At 66.8% G+C, this 16,328-nt stretch carries 14 protein-coding genes and 1 pseudogene; 4 read left to right on the top strand and 11 right to left on the bottom strand.

Going from position 1 to position 16,328, the window contains the following annotated elements; genetic code table 11:
- Positions 1 to 34: 34 nt before the first annotated feature.
- Positions 35 to 1,663 (bottom strand): acyl-CoA synthetase, encoded by a 1,629-nt coding sequence (locus AC1DR6_RS15080; RefSeq protein ID WP_476830061.1) that lies wholly within the window; start codon positions 1,661 to 1,663, stop codon positions 35 to 37.
- Between the two features lie 80 nt (positions 1,664 to 1,743).
- The gene (locus AC1DR6_RS15075) at positions 1,744 to 2,508 is read right to left on the bottom strand and encodes a sulfite exporter TauE/SafE family protein (protein ID WP_476830060.1); all 765 of its coding nucleotides are present in this window, start codon (positions 2,506 to 2,508) and stop codon (positions 1,744 to 1,746) included.
- A 142-nt stretch (positions 2,509 to 2,650) separates the two neighbouring features.
- On the opposite strand from AC1DR6_RS15075, the pseudogene AC1DR6_RS15070 reads away from it, so the two are divergent.
- Positions 2,651 to 4,584, top strand: a pseudogene (locus tag AC1DR6_RS15070) (propionyl-CoA synthetase).
- Between the two features lie 114 nt (positions 4,585 to 4,698).
- Here AC1DR6_RS15070 and AC1DR6_RS15065 read toward each other — a convergent pair.
- Complete coding sequence (locus tag AC1DR6_RS15065; RefSeq protein ID WP_476830059.1) at positions 4,699 to 5,427, bottom strand: DUF1013 domain-containing protein; 729 nt, start codon at positions 5,425 to 5,427, stop codon at positions 4,699 to 4,701.
- Positions 5,428 to 5,604: 177 nt separating this feature from the next.
- Entirely contained in the window at positions 5,605 to 6,603 is a 999-nt protein-coding gene (locus tag AC1DR6_RS15060) for an NAD(P)H-quinone oxidoreductase (protein ID WP_476830058.1), read from the bottom strand.
- Between the two features lie 97 nt (positions 6,604 to 6,700).
- Between AC1DR6_RS15060 and AC1DR6_RS15055 the strand changes: the two genes are divergently transcribed.
- Together AC1DR6_RS15055 and rcdA are read left to right on the top strand one after the other, a co-directional pair.
- The gene (locus AC1DR6_RS15055; protein ID WP_476830057.1) at positions 6,701 to 6,901 is read left to right on the top strand and encodes a DUF1192 domain-containing protein; all 201 of its coding nucleotides are present in this window, start codon (positions 6,701 to 6,703) and stop codon (positions 6,899 to 6,901) included.
- Positions 6,902 to 7,229: 328 nt separating this feature from the next.
- Entirely contained in the window at positions 7,230 to 7,772 is a 543-nt protein-coding gene (rcdA, locus tag AC1DR6_RS15050) for a protease adaptor protein RcdA (RefSeq protein ID WP_476830056.1), read from the top strand.
- 218 nt (positions 7,773 to 7,990) lie between these two features.
- On the opposite strand, the gene rpmE is transcribed toward rcdA, so the two are convergent.
- Complete coding sequence (gene rpmE, locus AC1DR6_RS15045) at positions 7,991 to 8,227, bottom strand: 50S ribosomal protein L31 (RefSeq protein WP_476830055.1); 237 nt, start codon at positions 8,225 to 8,227, stop codon at positions 7,991 to 7,993.
- A 259-nt stretch (positions 8,228 to 8,486) separates the two neighbouring features.
- Between rpmE and AC1DR6_RS15040 the strand changes: the two genes are divergently transcribed.
- Positions 8,487 to 10,265 carry an ABC transporter transmembrane domain-containing protein gene (locus AC1DR6_RS15040; protein WP_476830054.1) on the top strand — a complete coding sequence of 593 codons (1,779 nt, stop codon included), beginning with the start codon at positions 8,487 to 8,489 and terminating at the stop codon, positions 10,263 to 10,265.
- Between the two features lie 111 nt (positions 10,266 to 10,376).
- On the opposite strand, the gene AC1DR6_RS15035 is transcribed toward AC1DR6_RS15040, so the two are convergent.
- The 6 genes from AC1DR6_RS15035 to AC1DR6_RS15010 form a co-directional block, all read right to left on the bottom strand.
- Positions 10,377 to 11,396: a peptidoglycan -binding protein gene (locus AC1DR6_RS15035; protein ID WP_476830053.1), complete on the bottom strand. Its 1,020-nt coding sequence runs from the start codon at positions 11,394 to 11,396 to the stop codon at positions 10,377 to 10,379.
- 43 nt (positions 11,397 to 11,439) lie between these two features.
- On the bottom strand, positions 11,440 to 12,453 hold the full coding sequence (locus tag AC1DR6_RS15030) for a flagellar motor protein MotA (protein ID WP_476830052.1): 1,014 nt from the start codon (positions 12,451 to 12,453) through the stop codon (positions 11,440 to 11,442).
- A gap of 83 nt (positions 12,454 to 12,536) precedes the next feature.
- Entirely contained in the window at positions 12,537 to 13,328 is a 792-nt protein-coding gene (locus AC1DR6_RS15025; RefSeq protein WP_476830051.1) for an inositol monophosphatase family protein, read from the bottom strand.
- Between the two features lie 150 nt (positions 13,329 to 13,478).
- Positions 13,479 to 14,405, bottom strand: a complete 927-nt coding sequence (locus tag AC1DR6_RS15020; protein WP_476830050.1) for a tetratricopeptide repeat protein — start codon at positions 14,403 to 14,405, stop codon at positions 13,479 to 13,481.
- Positions 14,402 to 15,055 (bottom strand): thiamine phosphate synthase, encoded by a 654-nt coding sequence (locus AC1DR6_RS15015; RefSeq protein ID WP_476830049.1) that lies wholly within the window; start codon positions 15,053 to 15,055, stop codon positions 14,402 to 14,404. Before AC1DR6_RS15015 ends, AC1DR6_RS15020 begins: the two co-directional genes overlap by 4 nt.
- The gene (locus AC1DR6_RS15010; RefSeq protein ID WP_476830048.1) at positions 15,052 to 16,206 is read right to left on the bottom strand and encodes a benzoate/H(+) symporter BenE family transporter; all 1,155 of its coding nucleotides are present in this window, start codon (positions 16,204 to 16,206) and stop codon (positions 15,052 to 15,054) included. The genes AC1DR6_RS15015 and AC1DR6_RS15010 overlap by 4 nt, the downstream gene beginning before the upstream one ends.
- Positions 16,207 to 16,328 lie beyond the last annotated feature (122 nt).

Raw genomic sequence — 16,328 nt, 5'->3', positions numbered from 1 at the left:
CAAGCCGAGCGGCGGCGCTTCGTTTTGCGAGCCATCAGAGCGCTCGCGCAAGCTCCCGCAAGCGGAACTTCTGGATCTTGCCGGTCGAGGTTTTGGGAACGTCGGCGAAGACGATGGTCCGGGGACATTTGAACGAAGCCAGATGCTGCCTGCACCAGTCCAGGATCTCGTCTTTGGTGGCGCTCGCGCCGGGTTTTAGCTCGATGAAGGCGCAAGGGCTCTCGCCCCATTTCTCGTCCGGCTTCGCGACGACGGCTGCCGATTGTATCGCCGGATGCTTGTAGAGCGCGTCCTCGACCTCGATCGAGGAGATGTTCTCGCCACCCGAGATGATGATGTCCTTCGACCGGTCCTTGAGCTGGAGATAGCCGTCCGGGTAGCGCACGGCGAGATCGCCGGTGTGGAACCAGCCTCCGGCGAAGGCGGCCTGGGTGGCGGTGGGGTTCTTCAGATAGCCCTTCATCACGACATTCCCGCGCATCATCACCTCACCGAGGGACCGGCCGTCGCGCACGACCGGCTGCATCGTCTCGGGGTCGAGAACATCGAGCTCTTCCAGCGCCGGATAGCGCACGCCCTGGCGGGCTTTCCTAGTCGTCTGCTCCGGTACCGAGAGGGCATTCCAATCGTCGTTCCACTCGTTGACGACGGCCGGGCCGTAGCACTCCGTCAACCCGTAGAGATGCGTCACCTCGAATCCCGCCTGCTTCATGCCGGCAAGAACGGCCTCAGGGGGCGGGGCGGCGGCGGTAAAGAATGAGACGGTCTGTGCGAACTCGCGACGCTCGGCCGGCGGAGCGTTGAGCAGCGTCGACATCACGATCGGTGCCCCGCACAGATGCGTCACGCCATGCTCGGCCAGCGCATCGTACATCGCCTTGGCCCGGACCTGCCGCAGGCAGACATGCGTGCCGGCGACGATCGAGATCGTCCAGGGGAAGCACCAGCCATTGCAGTGAAACATCGGCAGCGTCCAGAGATAGACCGGATGGCGGCCGAGGTTGCCGGTGATCACATTGGAGGTCGCGAGCAGGCTGGCGCCGCGATGGTGATAGACCACGCCTTTCGGGTCTCCGGTGGTGCCCGAGGTGTAGTTCAGCGCGATCGCGTCCCATTCGTTGGAGGGCATGCTCCAGGCGAAATCGGGGTCTCCGCTCGACAGAAAATCCTCGTATTCGATCTCGCCCAGTCGCTCGCCCGGCCCGTCATAGACCGGGTCGTCATAGTCGATGACCAGCGGTTTGACCTTGCAGAGCCGCAGCGCCTCCTCGACGGTTTTGGAGAATTCAAGGTCGGCGATCAGCACCCTGGCGTCGCCATGGTCGAGCGAGAAGGCGATGATCGCGGCATCGAGGCGGGTGTTCAGCGTGTTGAGCACGGCGCCTGCCATCGGCACCCCGTAATGGCATTCGAGCATGGCCGGGGTGTTTGGCAGCATCGCGGCGACGGTGTCGTTCTTGCCGATGCCGTGTTTCGACAGGGCCGAGGCCAGACGCCGCGTGCGGGCATAGAATGTCGCATAGTCGCAGCGCAGCGGGCCGTGGATGATCGCCGTGCGCTCGGGGAAAATGGCCGCGGCTCGCTCCAGGAATGCCAGCGGCGTCAGCGGCTGATGATTGGCCGGGTTGCGGTCGAGATCGGTATCGTAGGCCGAGCGGATCATGGGTGCCTTCCATGCGGAGTGCGTCAGGCTAATGGCTCGGCTTGCCGCACGTCATCCCTTTTGTCGCTCCTAGCGCTGGTTCAGCCGAAAAGCGGCAGATGCCTGATGCCGTCCCAGATCAGCTTGGCACCCACCACCAGCAGCAGCCAGTAGATGATGCCGTAAAAGCGCTCCGCCGGGACGCGGCGGATCAGCCAGATTCCGGCGAAGGTGGACAGGATCGCGACCGGCAGCAGCGCCGCCGAGGCCAGGAGATTGGCGCTGCTGAACTGGCCGAGCGCAATATAGGGCGCGACCTTCACCCAGTTCAGCGCGGCGAAGAACAGCGCTCCGGTGCCGATGAAAGAGGCCGGGGGCAGCTTCTGCGGCATGACATAGATCTGGAAAGGCGGCCCGCCAGCATGGGCGATCATGCTGGTGAAGCCACAGATGAAACCCCAGAGGGTGCCCCCGGACCAACTGGGGCGGCGCACCCGGCGCTCGATCTGCCCGCCGGCGAGCATGCGGCGCAGCGCAAAGCCGATCGAGATCACACCGACCGCGAACCCCACCGCCATGTCCGACACCTTCGCCGCCAACAGGTAGGCGGCGAGCACGCCGAGCAGCGCGCCGGGTGCCAGCGTCATGAGGTTGCGCCGGTCGAATTCACGGCGATAGCTCCAGACCGAGACCACATCCTGCACGATGAGCAAGGGCAACATGATCGCGCCCGCCGTCACCGGCGAGACCGAGAGCGCCATCAGCGGCACGGACAGAAGCCCGAGGCCGGCGAAACCGCCCTTGGCCAGCCCGGCGAGAATAACTGCCGGCACGGCGGCCGCGAAGAAAGCGAGATCTAGAGACATGCGAGCAGGCGGTTCCGGCGAAAGTCTTACGGCCTGACGCTTGCGTCACGAGACCGGCTTCCGCAGATTCCGCGCCGATCCGCTTCGCGATGCCGCCGCAAGCAAGGCTTAAGACGAAAACCGGCGGGGAGGAACGCTTCCGATGAATGGTGCCCATGCTTCACGGCCCGCAGGCGGATCGCGCTATGCCAAGACCTATGCGCGCTGGCAGGCGGAACCGGAGGCTTATTGGCTCGACATCGCCCGAGGGATCGACTGGATCAAGCCACCGGAGAAGGCCTTCGACCCGGAAGCCGGGATTTATGGCCGATGGTTCCCGGATGCGACCTGCAACACCTGCTTCAATGCGCTGGACCGGCACGTCCGCGATGGACGCGGAGCGCAGACTGCGCTCATCTATGACAGCCCCGTCACCGGGACGAAGGCGGCCTACAGCTACGCCCAGATGCTGGAGGAGGTGGCGACACTCGGCGCCGTTCTGCAGGAGCTTGGCGTCGCCAAGGGCGACCGCGTCCTGATCTATATGCCAATGGTCCCGGAGGCGGCGTTCGCGATGCTCGCCTGCGCGCGGATCGGGGCGGTGCATTCGGTGGTGTTCGGTGGTTTCGCCGCGAAGGAACTGGCGACGCGGATCGACGATGCGCAGCCCAAGGTGATCCTGACCGCGACCTGCGGCGTCGAGCCGACGCGAGTCGTCGAATACAAGCCGCTGCTCGATGGCGCGATCGCGATGGCCGTGCACAAGCCGCAGAGCTGCGTGTTCTTGCAGCGGCCGCAAGTCGAGGCCTCGATGACGGCAGGGCGGGACCAGAGCTGGCGGATGCTGGTCGCTGCCGCCAAGGCCGCCGGGCGCCGGGTGGAGTGCGTGGAGGTCGCGGCGACCGACCCGCTCTATGTGCTCTACACCTCCGGCACGACGGGCCGGCCCAAGGGCGTGGTGCGCGACAATGGCGGCCATCTCGTCGTGATGAAGGCGACGATGGACCAGCTCTTCGACGTGAAGCCAGGCGAGGTGATGTTCTGCGCGTCCGATGTCGGGTGGGTCGTTGGCCACGGCTATATCGTCTACGCGCCGCTGATCCAGGGTGCGACCAGCGTGCTCTACGAGGGCAAGCCGGTCGGCACGCCCGACCCCGGCGCCTTCTGGCGGGTCATCGCGGAGCACAAGGTCAAGGTGCTGTTCACGGCGCCGACCGCCTTCCGCGCCATCCGCAAGGAGGATCCCGAGGGCCGATACCGCGAGGGGCACGATCTTTCGCATTTCAGGGCGCTGTTTCTCGCCGGCGAGCGGGCCGATTCCGAGACGCTGAAATGGGCCGAGGATCTGCTGAAGGTGCCGGTGATCGACCATTGGTGGCAGACCGAAAGCGGCTCGCCCATCGTCGGTGACCCGATGGGGCTGGGGCTGCTGCCGGTCAAGCACGGCTCGCCGACCGTGCCCTTGCCTGGCTGGGACGTGCAGTGCCTTGACGAAGGCGGCCGGCAGGTTCCGCCGGGCACGATGGGCGCCATCGCGATCAAGCTGCCGTTGCCGCCGGGCGCGCTGCCGACCCTTTGGAATGACGACCAGCGCTTTCGCGAGGCTTATCTGACCACCTATCCGGGATACTACAACACCTCGGATGCCGGCTTCATCGATGCGGACGGCTATGTCTTCATCATGGGGCGCACCGACGACATCATCAACGTCGCCGGACACAGGCTCTCGACAGGCGGCATGGAGGAGGTCCTGGCCTCGCACCCGGCCGTGGCGGAATGCGCCGTCGTCGGCATCCACGATGCGCTGAAGGGCGAGCAGCCCTGCGGCTTCGTGGTGTTGAAGGCCGGGGTGACGCAAGCACCCGCCGAGGTCGAGAGGGAGCTGGTCGCGCTGGTCGCGAACGGATCGGCCCCGTGGCGGCCTTCAAGCTGGCGCTGACGGTCGCCAGGCTGCCCAAGACACGATCCGGCAAGATCCTGCGCGCGACTATGAAGAAGATCGCGGATGGGCAGGACTATGCGGTGCCAGCGACAATCGAGGACGCGAGCGTGCTGGACGAGATCGGCACGGCGCTGAAGGGCCGGGGGATCGGGTAGCCCCAAACGTCATTCTCGGGCGAAGCCTGGCTTCGACCCGAGGATCTCGTGACGAGAGAGCGCTGGTTTCCGAGATGCTCGGGTCAAGCCCGAGCATGACGGCCGGTGAGAACCTCAGCCTTCGTCTTCTTCTTCGGCCGGGCGCTTGATCTGCTTCAACTTGGCGAAGACGGAGTTGACGTCGATCGCGGCCTCTTCCTCGCGCTTCGGCCGGCTCATATCGGCGAAGGGCTGGGTGTCGCTGCGGGACGGCGTCGGTGCCGTGGTCTCCTCGGCAGGCAGCAGGGTCGAGCCGACCTCGACGACGGGGGCCGGGCGGTCCTTGGCGGCGCGGCCAACCTCGAAATCGAGATCGATCTGCGAGCACAGGCCGAGGCTGACCGGGTCGATCGGGTTGAGCTGCTGGGCGTTCCAGTGCGTCCGGTCGCGAATCTGGGCGATGGTCGATTTGGTGGTGCCGATCAGGCGGATAAGCTGCGCGTCCTTGAGCTCGGGGTGGTTGCGCAGCAGCCAGAGAATGGCGTTCGGCCGGTCCTGGCGCTTCGACACCGGGGTGTAGCGCGGGCCCTTGGCCTTTTTCATTTCCGGCACCTTCACCTTGCGCTCGGCGAGGCGCAGCTGGTGGTTCGGGTTGCCGGCGGCGCGCTCGAGCTCCTCGCGGGTGAGCTGACCGGCGGTGATGGGGTCGAAGCCCTTGATGCCGGCCGCGACTTCACCATCGGCGATGCCGCGCACCTCCAGCGGATGCAGCTTGCAGAACTCGGCGATCTGCTCGAACGTCAGCGAGGTGTTCTCGACGAGCCAGACCGCAGTGGCCTTCGGCATCAGCGGGGGTTGTGACACGGGCGTCTCCTGAAAGGCCTTCGCGCCCGTTAGCGGGCTCGTCAAGGCTCGAGGTCGCGGACAATAGCTCTCATGCGCCGACCGGCCTCCTCGGCCGGCCATCCAAATCATCGACGATGAGCAGGATGGCGCGCGTTATAGGCGAGGGCGGACGGACTGTCCATGGAATCCGTCAGGTCACACGCTCAGCACGATCTTGCCGATATGGGTGCTGGACTCCATCAAGCGGTGGGCCTCCGCTGCCTGCGTCAGCGGGAAGGTTGCGTTGATCAGCGGCTTGCAGCGCCCGGCCTCCAGCAGCGGCCAGACCTTCTCGTACACCTCGGCAGCGATGGCGGCCTTTTCCGCCACGGTGCGGGGGCGCAGCGTCGAGCCGGTATGGGTCAGGCGCTTCAGCATCAGCCGGCTGAAGTTCACCGTCGCCTTCGGGCCGTTGAGGAATGCGATCTGGACGATGCGCCCCTGATCGGCGGCGGCTTCGTAGTTGCGCTCAATGTAGTCGCCGCCGACCATGTCGAGGATCAGGTCGACGCCCTTGCCGCCGGTTGCGGCCTTCACCGCCGCGACGAAATCCTCGTCGCGATAGTTGATCGCATGGTCGGCGCCGAGCCCGCGGCAGGCTTCGCATTTCTCGGGCGAGCCGGCTGTCGCCAGCACGGTCGCGCCGAAGGCCTTGGCGAGCTGGATCGCCGTGGTGCCGATGCCGGACGAGCCGCCATGCACCAGGAAGCTCTCGCCGGAGCCAAGTCGCCCGCGCTGGAAGACGTTGGTCCAGACGGTGAAGAAGGTCTCCGGCACGGCGCCGGCTTCCACGAGCGACAGCCCATGTGGCACCGGCAGGGCATGGCTCTCGTGCACGACCGCATATTCGGCATAGCCGCCACCGGCCACGAGCGCACAGACGAGGTCGCCCACCGCATGAAGCTGCACGCCTTCGCCCAAGGCCACCACCGTGCCGGCGATCTCCAGGCCGGGGATGTCGGAGGCGCCCGGCGGGGGATTGTAGCCGCCCTGGCGTTGCAGGACGTCGGGCCGGTTGATGCCGGCCGCGGCGACGGCGACGAGGATCTGTCCGGGGCCGGGCTGCGGCACAGGCCGTGTCTCCGGCTGGAGCACGTCAGGGCCGCCCGGCGCCGCGATGCCGATGGCGGTCATGGTCTGTGGCAGCGAACTCATGCGATGCTCCGGTTGGGATTGTTGCGGCGCAAGATTGGCGCCCGGCGTCCATGCTGTTTAGCCTGTGCCTTCGCATTGGGTCAGAGGTGAGGTCATCATGTCGCTATTTCCCGAGGATGACCGTCCCAGGAAGAAGCTCGCCCACGAGATCGGGCAGGATCTCTCGGCCCTCTCGCTCGAAGAGATCGAGGCGCGGATTGCGGTGTTGCAGGCGGAGGTCGAGCGATTGCGCGAGGCCGGCGCGGCGAAAGGTGCCTCGCGGCAGGCCGCCGATGCCTTTTTTCGGAAAGCGACCTAGAAGACGCGCTCCAAAAGCCCCGCGTTAAGACGGCATTAAAGATTCCAAAGTATGAATCTCATCATCCAGTTTCGCTGGATTCGGTGGCTCCTGCCATCTCTGTTTGACGCCTCCCTGTTTTTGACTTTCACGGGCCGCCTTCGGGCGGCTCTTTTTTTTTGCCTGGGCGACATCCGGCAGGTGGGATCGGGCCGTCTCCCCCTCCATTAAGGTTAATCACTTATTGACAAAGCCCTCGCCGCTGGACGGCGTTATCCTTGCGATGTCGGTGGCATGATCGACGGAGCGTCCCAAAGACGCACGCGATCGTGTCGATGGGAGACACCGCATGAACGACGTCCAGTTTCTCGAGCCGCAGGCCCTGCACGATGGCGCCGAGGGTGCCATATCTTTCGCGCGCGGCTTCGTGCGCTCCGATGCCTTCATGACGCTGTTCCGCGAGGGGATGGGTCTCGTCGAGCAGACGGCGGCCTATCTCGATGGCGACGGACGCAAGGAATCGGCTGCCCTGCCGCGCGATGTGGCGCTGACCTACGCCACCGAAAGCATGCGACTGACCACGCGGCTGATGCAGATCGCCTCCTGGCTTCTCGTCCAGCGCGCGGTTGCGGAAGGCGAGATGACGGCCGAACAGGCCCGCGCCGAGCATAACAAGGTCAAGATCGCCGATCCGATTTCCGCTCCCGCCGCCGAGATCTTCGCGCAATTGCCCCAGAGCTTGCGCGACCTGATGGCGCATTCGCTGCGCCTCCAGATCCGCATCCGCCGGCTGGAAGAGCAGATGTCGGGGACCGCACCGGTCGCGCCGCGCGTCAATCCAGTGCAGGACCAGCTCGCGGGTTTGAAGGCGCGGTTGGGCATGAATTTATAACCGGTCGTCTTGGGGAGCGCGTCATGCTCGGGCTCGACCCGAGCATCTCAGGCCGAAAGAAACTTTGGCGCCTGCTGCCGCCTGCGATTCTCGGGTCTTCGCTACGCTACGCCCGAGAATGACGCTTCGCAGGCGCCGCATCATGCCTCAATAAAAAACCCGGCCGCGAGGCCGGGTTTTTTATTATCCGTTCGTGAGCGGCGCCGAAGCGCCAGGCCTCACCGCTTGGTGACCGTGTCCAGGCCGCCGAAGCGCGAGTTGAAGCGCGAGACGCGGCCGCCACGGTCCAGCATGTGCTGGGTGCCGCCGGTCCAGGCCGGGTGGGTCTTGGGGTCGATGTCGAGGTTCAGCGTGTCGCCTTCCTTGCCGTAGGTCGAACGCGTCATGTACTCGGTGCCATCGGTCATCACGACCTTGATGGAATGGTATTCAGGGTGGATGCCGGTCTTGGCCATGGCGAAGTCCTCGAAACTTATAAAAACGGGCGTGTCGACTGGCAGGCGAGCCCGCCGGGCCCGTCGAAAGAATTCGGATGAGCCTGTCGTGAAGTCGCGTGCACATATCCCAGACGCAAGGCCAGCGCAAGGTCGGCTTGCGTCTTGACCCGCTGCGGCGACGCGCCATTTGCCAAGCGCAGCGGGATCGGGTTTGACCGCTGGCGACATATTCTCATTCCAAGATGCGCACTCGCGCGCGACGCTCAGGAGGCCAAAAGTGGCCGAAACCGAAGGCAATGACAGGAAACCGAGGGCCGATCTGCGCTCGCTGACGACGTTCTGGCCTTATGCGCGGGCGCAAAAGGGGCGCATCATCTCCGCCCTCGTCGCGCTGGTCATCGCCTCGCTTGCGACGTTGGCGCTGCCGACGGCGGTGCGGCGGGTGATCGATGTCGGTTTTGCCGGCGGGGAACGCCAGCTCGCCAACAGCTATTTCATGCTGCTGATCGGCGTCGTTCTCGTTCTGGCGCTGGCGAGTTCGGCGCGATTCTATCTGGTGATGACGGTCGGCGAGCGCATCGTCGCCTCGCTGCGCGCCGATGTCTTCCGGCATCTGACACGGCTGGAGCCGGCCTTCTTCGACGCGAGCAAGGCGGGCGATCTCGTCTCGCGGCTGACGGCCGACACGACCCAGATCAAGGCGACCTTCGCTTCCACCGCCTCGATTGCGCTGCGTAACGCCATCATGGCGCTGGGCGCGGTTGCGATGATGGTCGCGACGAGCCCGCGTCTTTCGGCGATCGTCATCGGGGTCATCCCGCTGATCGTCATCCCGCTCGTCTTGTCGGGGCGGTCGGTGCGGCGGCGGGCGCGGCAAGCGCAGGACCGTCTCGCCGATGCGTCGGCTTTCGCCGCCGAGGCGATGGGCGCGATCCGCACGATGCAGTCCTTTGGGGCGGCCGGGCAGACGGCGCGGCATTTCGAGGCCGCCTCCGACGAGGCCTACGATGCCTCGCGCGGGGCGACGGCCTCGCGGGCGCTGCTGTCGGGCGTCGCGATCTTCCTGGTTTCGGCGAGCGTGGTCTGCGTGCTCTGGGTCGGCGCGACGGAGGTGTTCGACGGCCGGATGACCGGCGGGCGGCTCTCGCAATTCATCCTCTATGCCGTGCTGGCGGCGAGTTCGCTCGGCCAGCTCTCCGAGGTCTATGGCGACATCAGCGCGGCGGCCGGCGCATCCGGCAGGCTCGGCGAGATCCTGGCGACGAAGCCGGCGATCGCCGCGCCGCCGAACCCGCGCCCGATGCCTCGCCCCTCGCTGGGGGAGCTGACCTTCGACGACGTCTCCTTCGCCTATCCGGGGCGGGACGGCGCGGCGCTCTCCCATCTGAGCTTCGCCATCCGTCCAGGCGAGCGCGTCGCGCTGGTCGGTCCGTCCGGCGCCGGCAAGAGCACGGTGCTGCAATTGGCGCTGCGCTTCTACGATCCGCAGGGCGGGCGCGTGCTGGTCGACGGCGTGGCGGGGCCGGAGGCCGATCCGGAAATCTGGCGGCAGCATTTCGCGCTGGTGCCGCAGGAACCGACCGTGTTCGGCGTCTCGGTGCGCGACAATATTGCCTATGGCCGGCCCGAGGCCAGCCAGGAGGAGGTCGAGGCGGCGACGCGGCTCGCGGCGGCGGACGGCTTTATCGGCTCGCTGCCGGAAGGTTACGACACGGTGGTCGGCGAACGGGGCGTCACCCTGTCGGGAGGGCAACGGCAGCGCCTCGCCATCGCGCGCGCGATCCTGAAGGATGCGCCGATCCTGCTGCTTGATGAGGCGACGAGCGCGCTCGATTCCGAAAGCGAGCGCGCGGTGCAGAACGCGCTCGACCGGCTGATGCAAGGGCGCACGACCCTGGTGGTCGCGCATCGTCTCGCGACCATCCTCTCGGCCGACCGCATTCTGGTGATGGAAGAGGGCCGCATCGTCGAGCAGGGCACCCATGCCGAACTCAAGGCGCGCGGCGGGCTCTATGCAAGGCTGGCAGCGCTGCAGTTCGGGCTGGAGGCGGCGTAGGGGCTGGCGGTCTGTCGTCATTGCGAGCGAAGCGAAGCAATCCAGGTGGACGTAGAGCTCTGCCGCCCCTGGATTGCTTCGTCGCTGTGCTCCTCGCAATGACGGGAAGACTTACCGCTCGGTGATTTTGAACTCGATCCGGCGGTTGCGGCGGTGGGCGTCGTCGGTGTTGGCGACGTCGAGGGGTTGGTATTCGCCGAAGCCGGTGGCGGCGATGCGGTCGTTCGGCAGGCCTCGCGTGATCAGATATTCGACCACCGCGATGGCGCGAGCCGATGAGAGATACCAGTTCGAGGGAAACTGGGCGGTTTTGATCGGCCGGTTGTCGGTGTGCCCGTCAACGCGCAGGATCCAGGGGAGATCCGGCGGAATCTCGCGGCCGAGATCGAGCAGGACTGCGGCGAGCTTGTCGAGCTCGGCCTGGCCCTCCGGCTTCAGCACGGCCTGACCGGCATCGAAGAACAGCTCGGACTGGAAGACGAACCGGTCGCCGACCGTACGGATGTCGGGCCGCGTGCCGAGCACCTGACGCAAACGCCCGAAGAAGTCGGAACGATAGCGTGCCAGTTCCTGTACGCGCTGGGCCAAGGCGACGTTCAAGCGCGAGCCGAGATCGGAGATGCGGGCCTGCGAATCCTTATCCTTGGCCTCGGAGGCGGACAGGGCCTCCTCCAGCGCGGCGAGCTGGCGGCGCATGGCGAGGATCTGCTGGTTGACGAGATCGACGGTGGCCTGGGCGCGGGCCGAGAGCTGTTTTTCGGCGTCGAGCGCCTTTTGCGTCTCGGTGAGCTGGCCGGGCGCGTTGCCGGCCTGCTGCGTGTCGAGCAGCCCTTGCAGCCGTGTGCGCTCGTTCTGGGCGCTCCCGAGCGTCGACTGCATCAGCTGTAGGCTCTCCTGCGCCTGCCGGTTCTGCGAGCGCTCCAGCGCCAGCAAATCGGTCAGCTCGGAAATCTGCCGGTTCATGCGCTCGAGCGCGGTGTCCTTGCCGGTAAGCTCCTGCGAGAGAAAGAACTGGCCGAGCACGAAGACGGTGAGCAGGAAGACGATGCCGATCAGCATCGTCGACAGTGCGTCGACGAAGCCGGGCCAGAAATTGACGTCCTCGCGGCGATGGGCGCGGGAGAGGGCCATTGTCGGTGTCCTGCGGTCTCAGCTTTTGGTGGCGCCCGGGAGATCAGGGCTCCCGGATATGGTCGGCGGCGAGGCGGTCGAGCAGCCTCTTCAGGTCTTTTTCGCGTGAGGCCTGAGCCTCGACCCAGTCGCGGATCATCTGCTGCTCGGAGCGCATATGCTGCACGAGGCCCTGGATGCCCTCCGCGAGGTTAGCCAGCGCCTGGGTGGCGGCGCGGTTGTTGGCTGCGCCGTCCGCCATCGCGGCGCTCATCTGCTCGAAGCGGTCGGCCAAGGGCTCGCCGATGGGCAGCAGGGCCGAGGTCGTGCCGCCTGCCAGCGAAGAGCGCGTGCCGAGCCAGCTTTCGATCTCGTTGCGGAAGCGCCGCTGCGCCTGGGCCACCTGCAATTCGAGAAAGCCGAGGATCAGCGAACCGGCTATGCCGAAGAGCGAGGAGGAAAAGGACAAGCCCATACCGGCAAGCGGCGCCGACAAGCCCGCCTTCAGCTCGTCGAACAGCACGCCGGACTCAGCGCCCGTCCGCAGCGAATTGATGACGTTGCCGACCGAGCCCACCGTATCAAGCAAGCCCCAGAACGTCCCGAGCAGGCCGAGGAAGACGAGAAGGCCGGCGAGATAGCGCAGCACCTCGCGCCCGTCATCGAGCCTCACCGCGATCGATTCGACGATCGAGGTTGCTTGCGCGGGGCTCAGGCTGCGCCGGTCCAGCGCGGGCAGAACGGTGCTGAGCGGGGCGATGACGTCGCCACGGCGGATCTCGGCGGAGAGCGGCGCCGCGGCGAGGCGGGTGGCGGCGCGCGCCTCGCTGTGCAGCCGCCAGAGCTCACGCAGCGCGACCAGCACGCCGACCAGCAGCGAGCCCAGAATGAGGCCGTTCAGCCCCGGATTGGTCATGAAGGCCTTGGCCAGGCCTGCCTGCAGGATGAAGCCGAGAAAGCCGATCAGCGCGATGAAGACCAGCGCGCGGACGGCATAGCGAAGCGGGCGTGAAAAACGGGTCTCGTCGTCGCGTGGAGCGACCGGGAACTCACCGGCCGCGATATCCTCATTCGCCATGCTTCGACTTCCGTTCGCCTCGGGCCGCGGGGGGACTGTCGCCTCCCAAGCCGCTGCAAGCAAGCGCGAAAGCGCGCCTGTCCTTATGCCAAAGCGGTCTTCAGCGCGGCCCGCAGGGCCTGTTCGCAGGGCTCGTTGCCGCAGATGATATCCTTCGCGGAGGTCAGTGACTTGCCGTCGAGCGAGCCGAAGGTGCCGCCTGCCTCGCGGATCAGCACGCTTCCGGCTGCGAAATCCCAAGTGTTCAGCCCACGCTCCCAGTAGCCGTCGAGGCGGCCGGCGGCGACATAGGCGATGTCGAGCGCGGCGGCGCCCATGCGGCGGACATTGGAGAAGCGCGGCATGACGGCCGCCAGTTCACGCAGGAACTGGCCATGGCCGCCCTTGCCGATATGCGGAATGCCGCAGCCGACCAGCATCTCGGTGATCTCGTTGCGGCCGGAGACGCGAAGACGCCGGTTGTTGACGTAGGCGCCCTTGCCTTTCTCGGCCATGAACATCTCGTCCTTGGCGCCGTCATAGACGATGCCTGCGACGAACTGGTTGTCGCGCTCGAGCGCGACCGAGATGTTCCAGTGCGGGATGCCGCGCAGGAAGTTGTGGGTGCCGTCGAGCGGGTCGATGTGCCAGCGGTTGCTCTCGTCCGTGCCGATGACAACGCCACTCTCCTCCATCACGAAGCCGTAGCCCGGCCGCGCCTTCTCCAGCGATTCCCGCAGGATCTGCTCGGCCTTATGGTCAGCCTTCGAGACGAAGTCGCCCGGGCCCTTGGCCAGCACCTGAAGGTTCTCGACCTCGCCGAAATCGCGCTTCAGCGAGCGGGACGCCTTCATCACGGCGTCGGTCATCACGGTCATCAAGGGCGAGCGGATCATTTTGGAACCTCTTGCGCGCCGGCGGGGCGCTGAGAAAAAGCGATGCCTCGGAAACTCTCAGCCCTCATCCTGAGGAGCGGGCCGCTGACGCGGCTCCTCAGGATGAGGGCTGTGGTTCGATGCGTATTGGCCTCGTCGTTTGCGCGGCGTTCAGGGCGCCGTCAAGGCGAAGCTGCTGATACGGGAGGCGGCCATGCCGGTCGCCCGGGTCTTCTGCTCGGGGTTGAGCTTGTCGAAGAGCGCGTCGAGGCCCGGATCGCCCAGCCCCTGCGAGCGTGCGGCGAGGTGCCAGGCCGCGGCCTCGATCATGTCGGGCGGCAGGCCGAGGCCGAACTGATAGAGCTTGGCGAGGCGGTTCTGCGCGATCGCGTTGCCTTGGGCGGCTGCGCGCTGGAAGAGCTTCGCCGCCGCTTTTTCGTCCTTGGCGACGCCGGCACCGTTGAACAGCATGATCGCGTATTCGACCTCGGCCGAGACGTGGCCGGCGGCGGCCGCCCGCTTCATCCAGAGAGCCGCCGTCTCCTCGCTCTGCGGCAGGCCGCGACCCTGCTTGGCGAGGACGCTCAGCGCGTACATCGCGTCCGGCACCTGTGCCTTGGCGGCGATCTCGAGGCAGGCGACGGCGCGCTTGTCATCCTCAGGGCTGCCTGTCGCCAGCAAGGCGAGGGCGAGATTGTAGTTCGCGGACGGGTGCCCGGCTGCCGCCGCCTTCTCGAGCAATTTTCCCGCACGGACGGGATCGCGCTTGCCGCTGGCCTCGTCGAGAAGCTGGGTCGCCAGCGCGAAGGTGGCGTTGATGTCGCCGCGCGCATCGGCGCGCTCATACCATTCGGTCGCAGCCTTCTGGTCCGGCGCGACGCCGAGGCCCTGCCGGTAAAGCTCGCCCAGCAGTGTCATCGCCGCGGCGTCCTTGTTGTCCGCCTCGATGCGCTTCAGCGCTTCGGTCTGGGCGCGGCGATAATGGCCGGCCTGATAAGCGCCATAGGCCAGATCCTCGAAAGGCTTGTCGGCGGCGCGGACTGGCACTGCCGCGCAGAGCAGCGTCGCGACGAGGATCGCGCGGCCGACCCGGCTCATCGCTTGGCTTTCCGAACCGCGCAAGCGCCGATCGCCGCGTTCGCAGCCTCGACGAGCGCCCGCAGGTCCTGCCCTTCGGCGAAGGCCCATTCACCGAGTGCGATGAATTCCGCGCCGGTCTCGACCAGGGTTCCGATCGAGTCGGCATCCGGTGCATAAGCGACACAAGGCGTTTCGAAGATCTCCGCCCACCAGCCGGCGCGTTCGACCACGGCGGCCAGAGGCGGAAGGCTGCCATCGGGGCGGGGCTCTCCGAACATCACATAGTCGACGCCGGCCTCGCCGATATCCATGGCGTCGTGGCGCGCCCGCAAGCCGCCGGCGCCAATGATGCGCTCGCCCTTGAGGCTGGAGCGCGCCTCGGCGATCGCCGCCGGGCCACCGGTCAGATGGACGCCATCGGCACCGCCGCGCGCAGCGACCATGGCGTTGTCCTCGATGACGAGGGCGACACCATTGGACTGCACCGGGCCGACGAGCCGCTTGACGCGTTCGATCCGGCTGCGGTCGTCGCCGGGGCCGAGGCGCAGCAGGATCGCGGCGAGATCGCCGCCGGCCATGGCTTGCATCAGGCGAAACGCCATCGCGTCTGCATCCGCGACAAGCGGGGTGACGAGCATCAGGCGGGTGAGGGGGGATTGTGTGGTCATGATCGGCTGCGCAAACGGCCCGCGACGGCGTCCAATGTCAAGACCGCGAGGCCGGCAATCAGGCTCCAGAAGGCCGAGCCGACGCCGAACAGCGTCAGGCTCGACGCCGCGACGGCGAAGGTGACCGCCGCCGCGAAACGCTCACGGTCCGAGTTCATGGCTTGCCTCAGCGCACCGCTGAAGGAGCCCAGCAGCCCAAGGCCCGCAACGCTGACGATGAGCGCCTTGGGCAGGGCCAGCAGCAGCGCGATCAGCAGGCCGGCGCAGGCCGCGATGACGAGGTAGCAGACGCCGTAGATCACGCCGGCCTTCCAGCGCTGGCCGGGGTTGGGATGGGTGTCGGGGCCGGTGCAGATCGAGGCGCTGATCGCGGCGAGGTTCGACATATGCGCGCCGAAGGGAGCGGTCAGGAGCGACACGAAGCCGGTCGCGAACAAGACTGGCGCCGTCGGTGGGTTGTAGCCGGCTGCGCGCAAGACGGCGAAGCCGGGCAGGTTCTGGGCCGCCATGGTGACGAGATAAAGCGGGACGCCGATGCCGAGCATGGCGGCCATATCCCAGCGCGGCGTGACGATTTCGAGGCTGGTCCAGGCGACGTCTCCCGCCGGCCAATGGGCCAGCCCGCCCAGGAAGCTGATCGCGATGCCGGCCATGAGCGCCGCGATGACGCCCAGGAAGGGGCTGATCAGACGGGCGACGAGGAAGATCGCCAGCAGCGGCAACACCAGCCAGGGCGAGACGCGCATCTCGTCGAACACCGCGACGACGAAGCGGAAGATCACGCCTGCCAGCATCGCCGAGGCCACCGGCATCGGGATGCGCTCGATCAGCCGGCCGAGAGGGCGGAATGCGGCCGTCAGCATCATCAGCAGAGCCGCCAGGAGGAAGGCCCCGACGCCAGCGGCAAGGTCGAAGCCGCTGGCGGCCGCGATTAAGGCCGCGCCCGGCGTCGACCAGGCGCAGATCATCGGCTGGCGATAGCGCGAGGACAGCCAGATGCTGGGCAGGCCGGTGCCGATAGCCAGCGCCGCGACCCAGGACACGGTCTGCGCCGGGGTCGCGCCCATCGCCTGCGCGGCCGACAGGATGACGGCGACCGAGGCGGTGAAGCCGACGAAGACCGCGACGAGGGCGGAGAAGAGGATGGACATGGCGGGACAGGCGGTATCGCCGGGACGAGAAGCGCGGGAACCCTCTCCCGTAGGGAGGGGGCAGGGTGAGGGGTCTGCCGTTGGTCGCTTAAGCTGCTATCCGACCGCTGCTGCGATTAGAA

The organism is Allobosea sp. P5_A5 (assembly GCF_056400625.1).
Note: the sequence above shows the minus strand (reverse complement) of the source record. Positions and strands in the feature narration are given on the sequence as shown.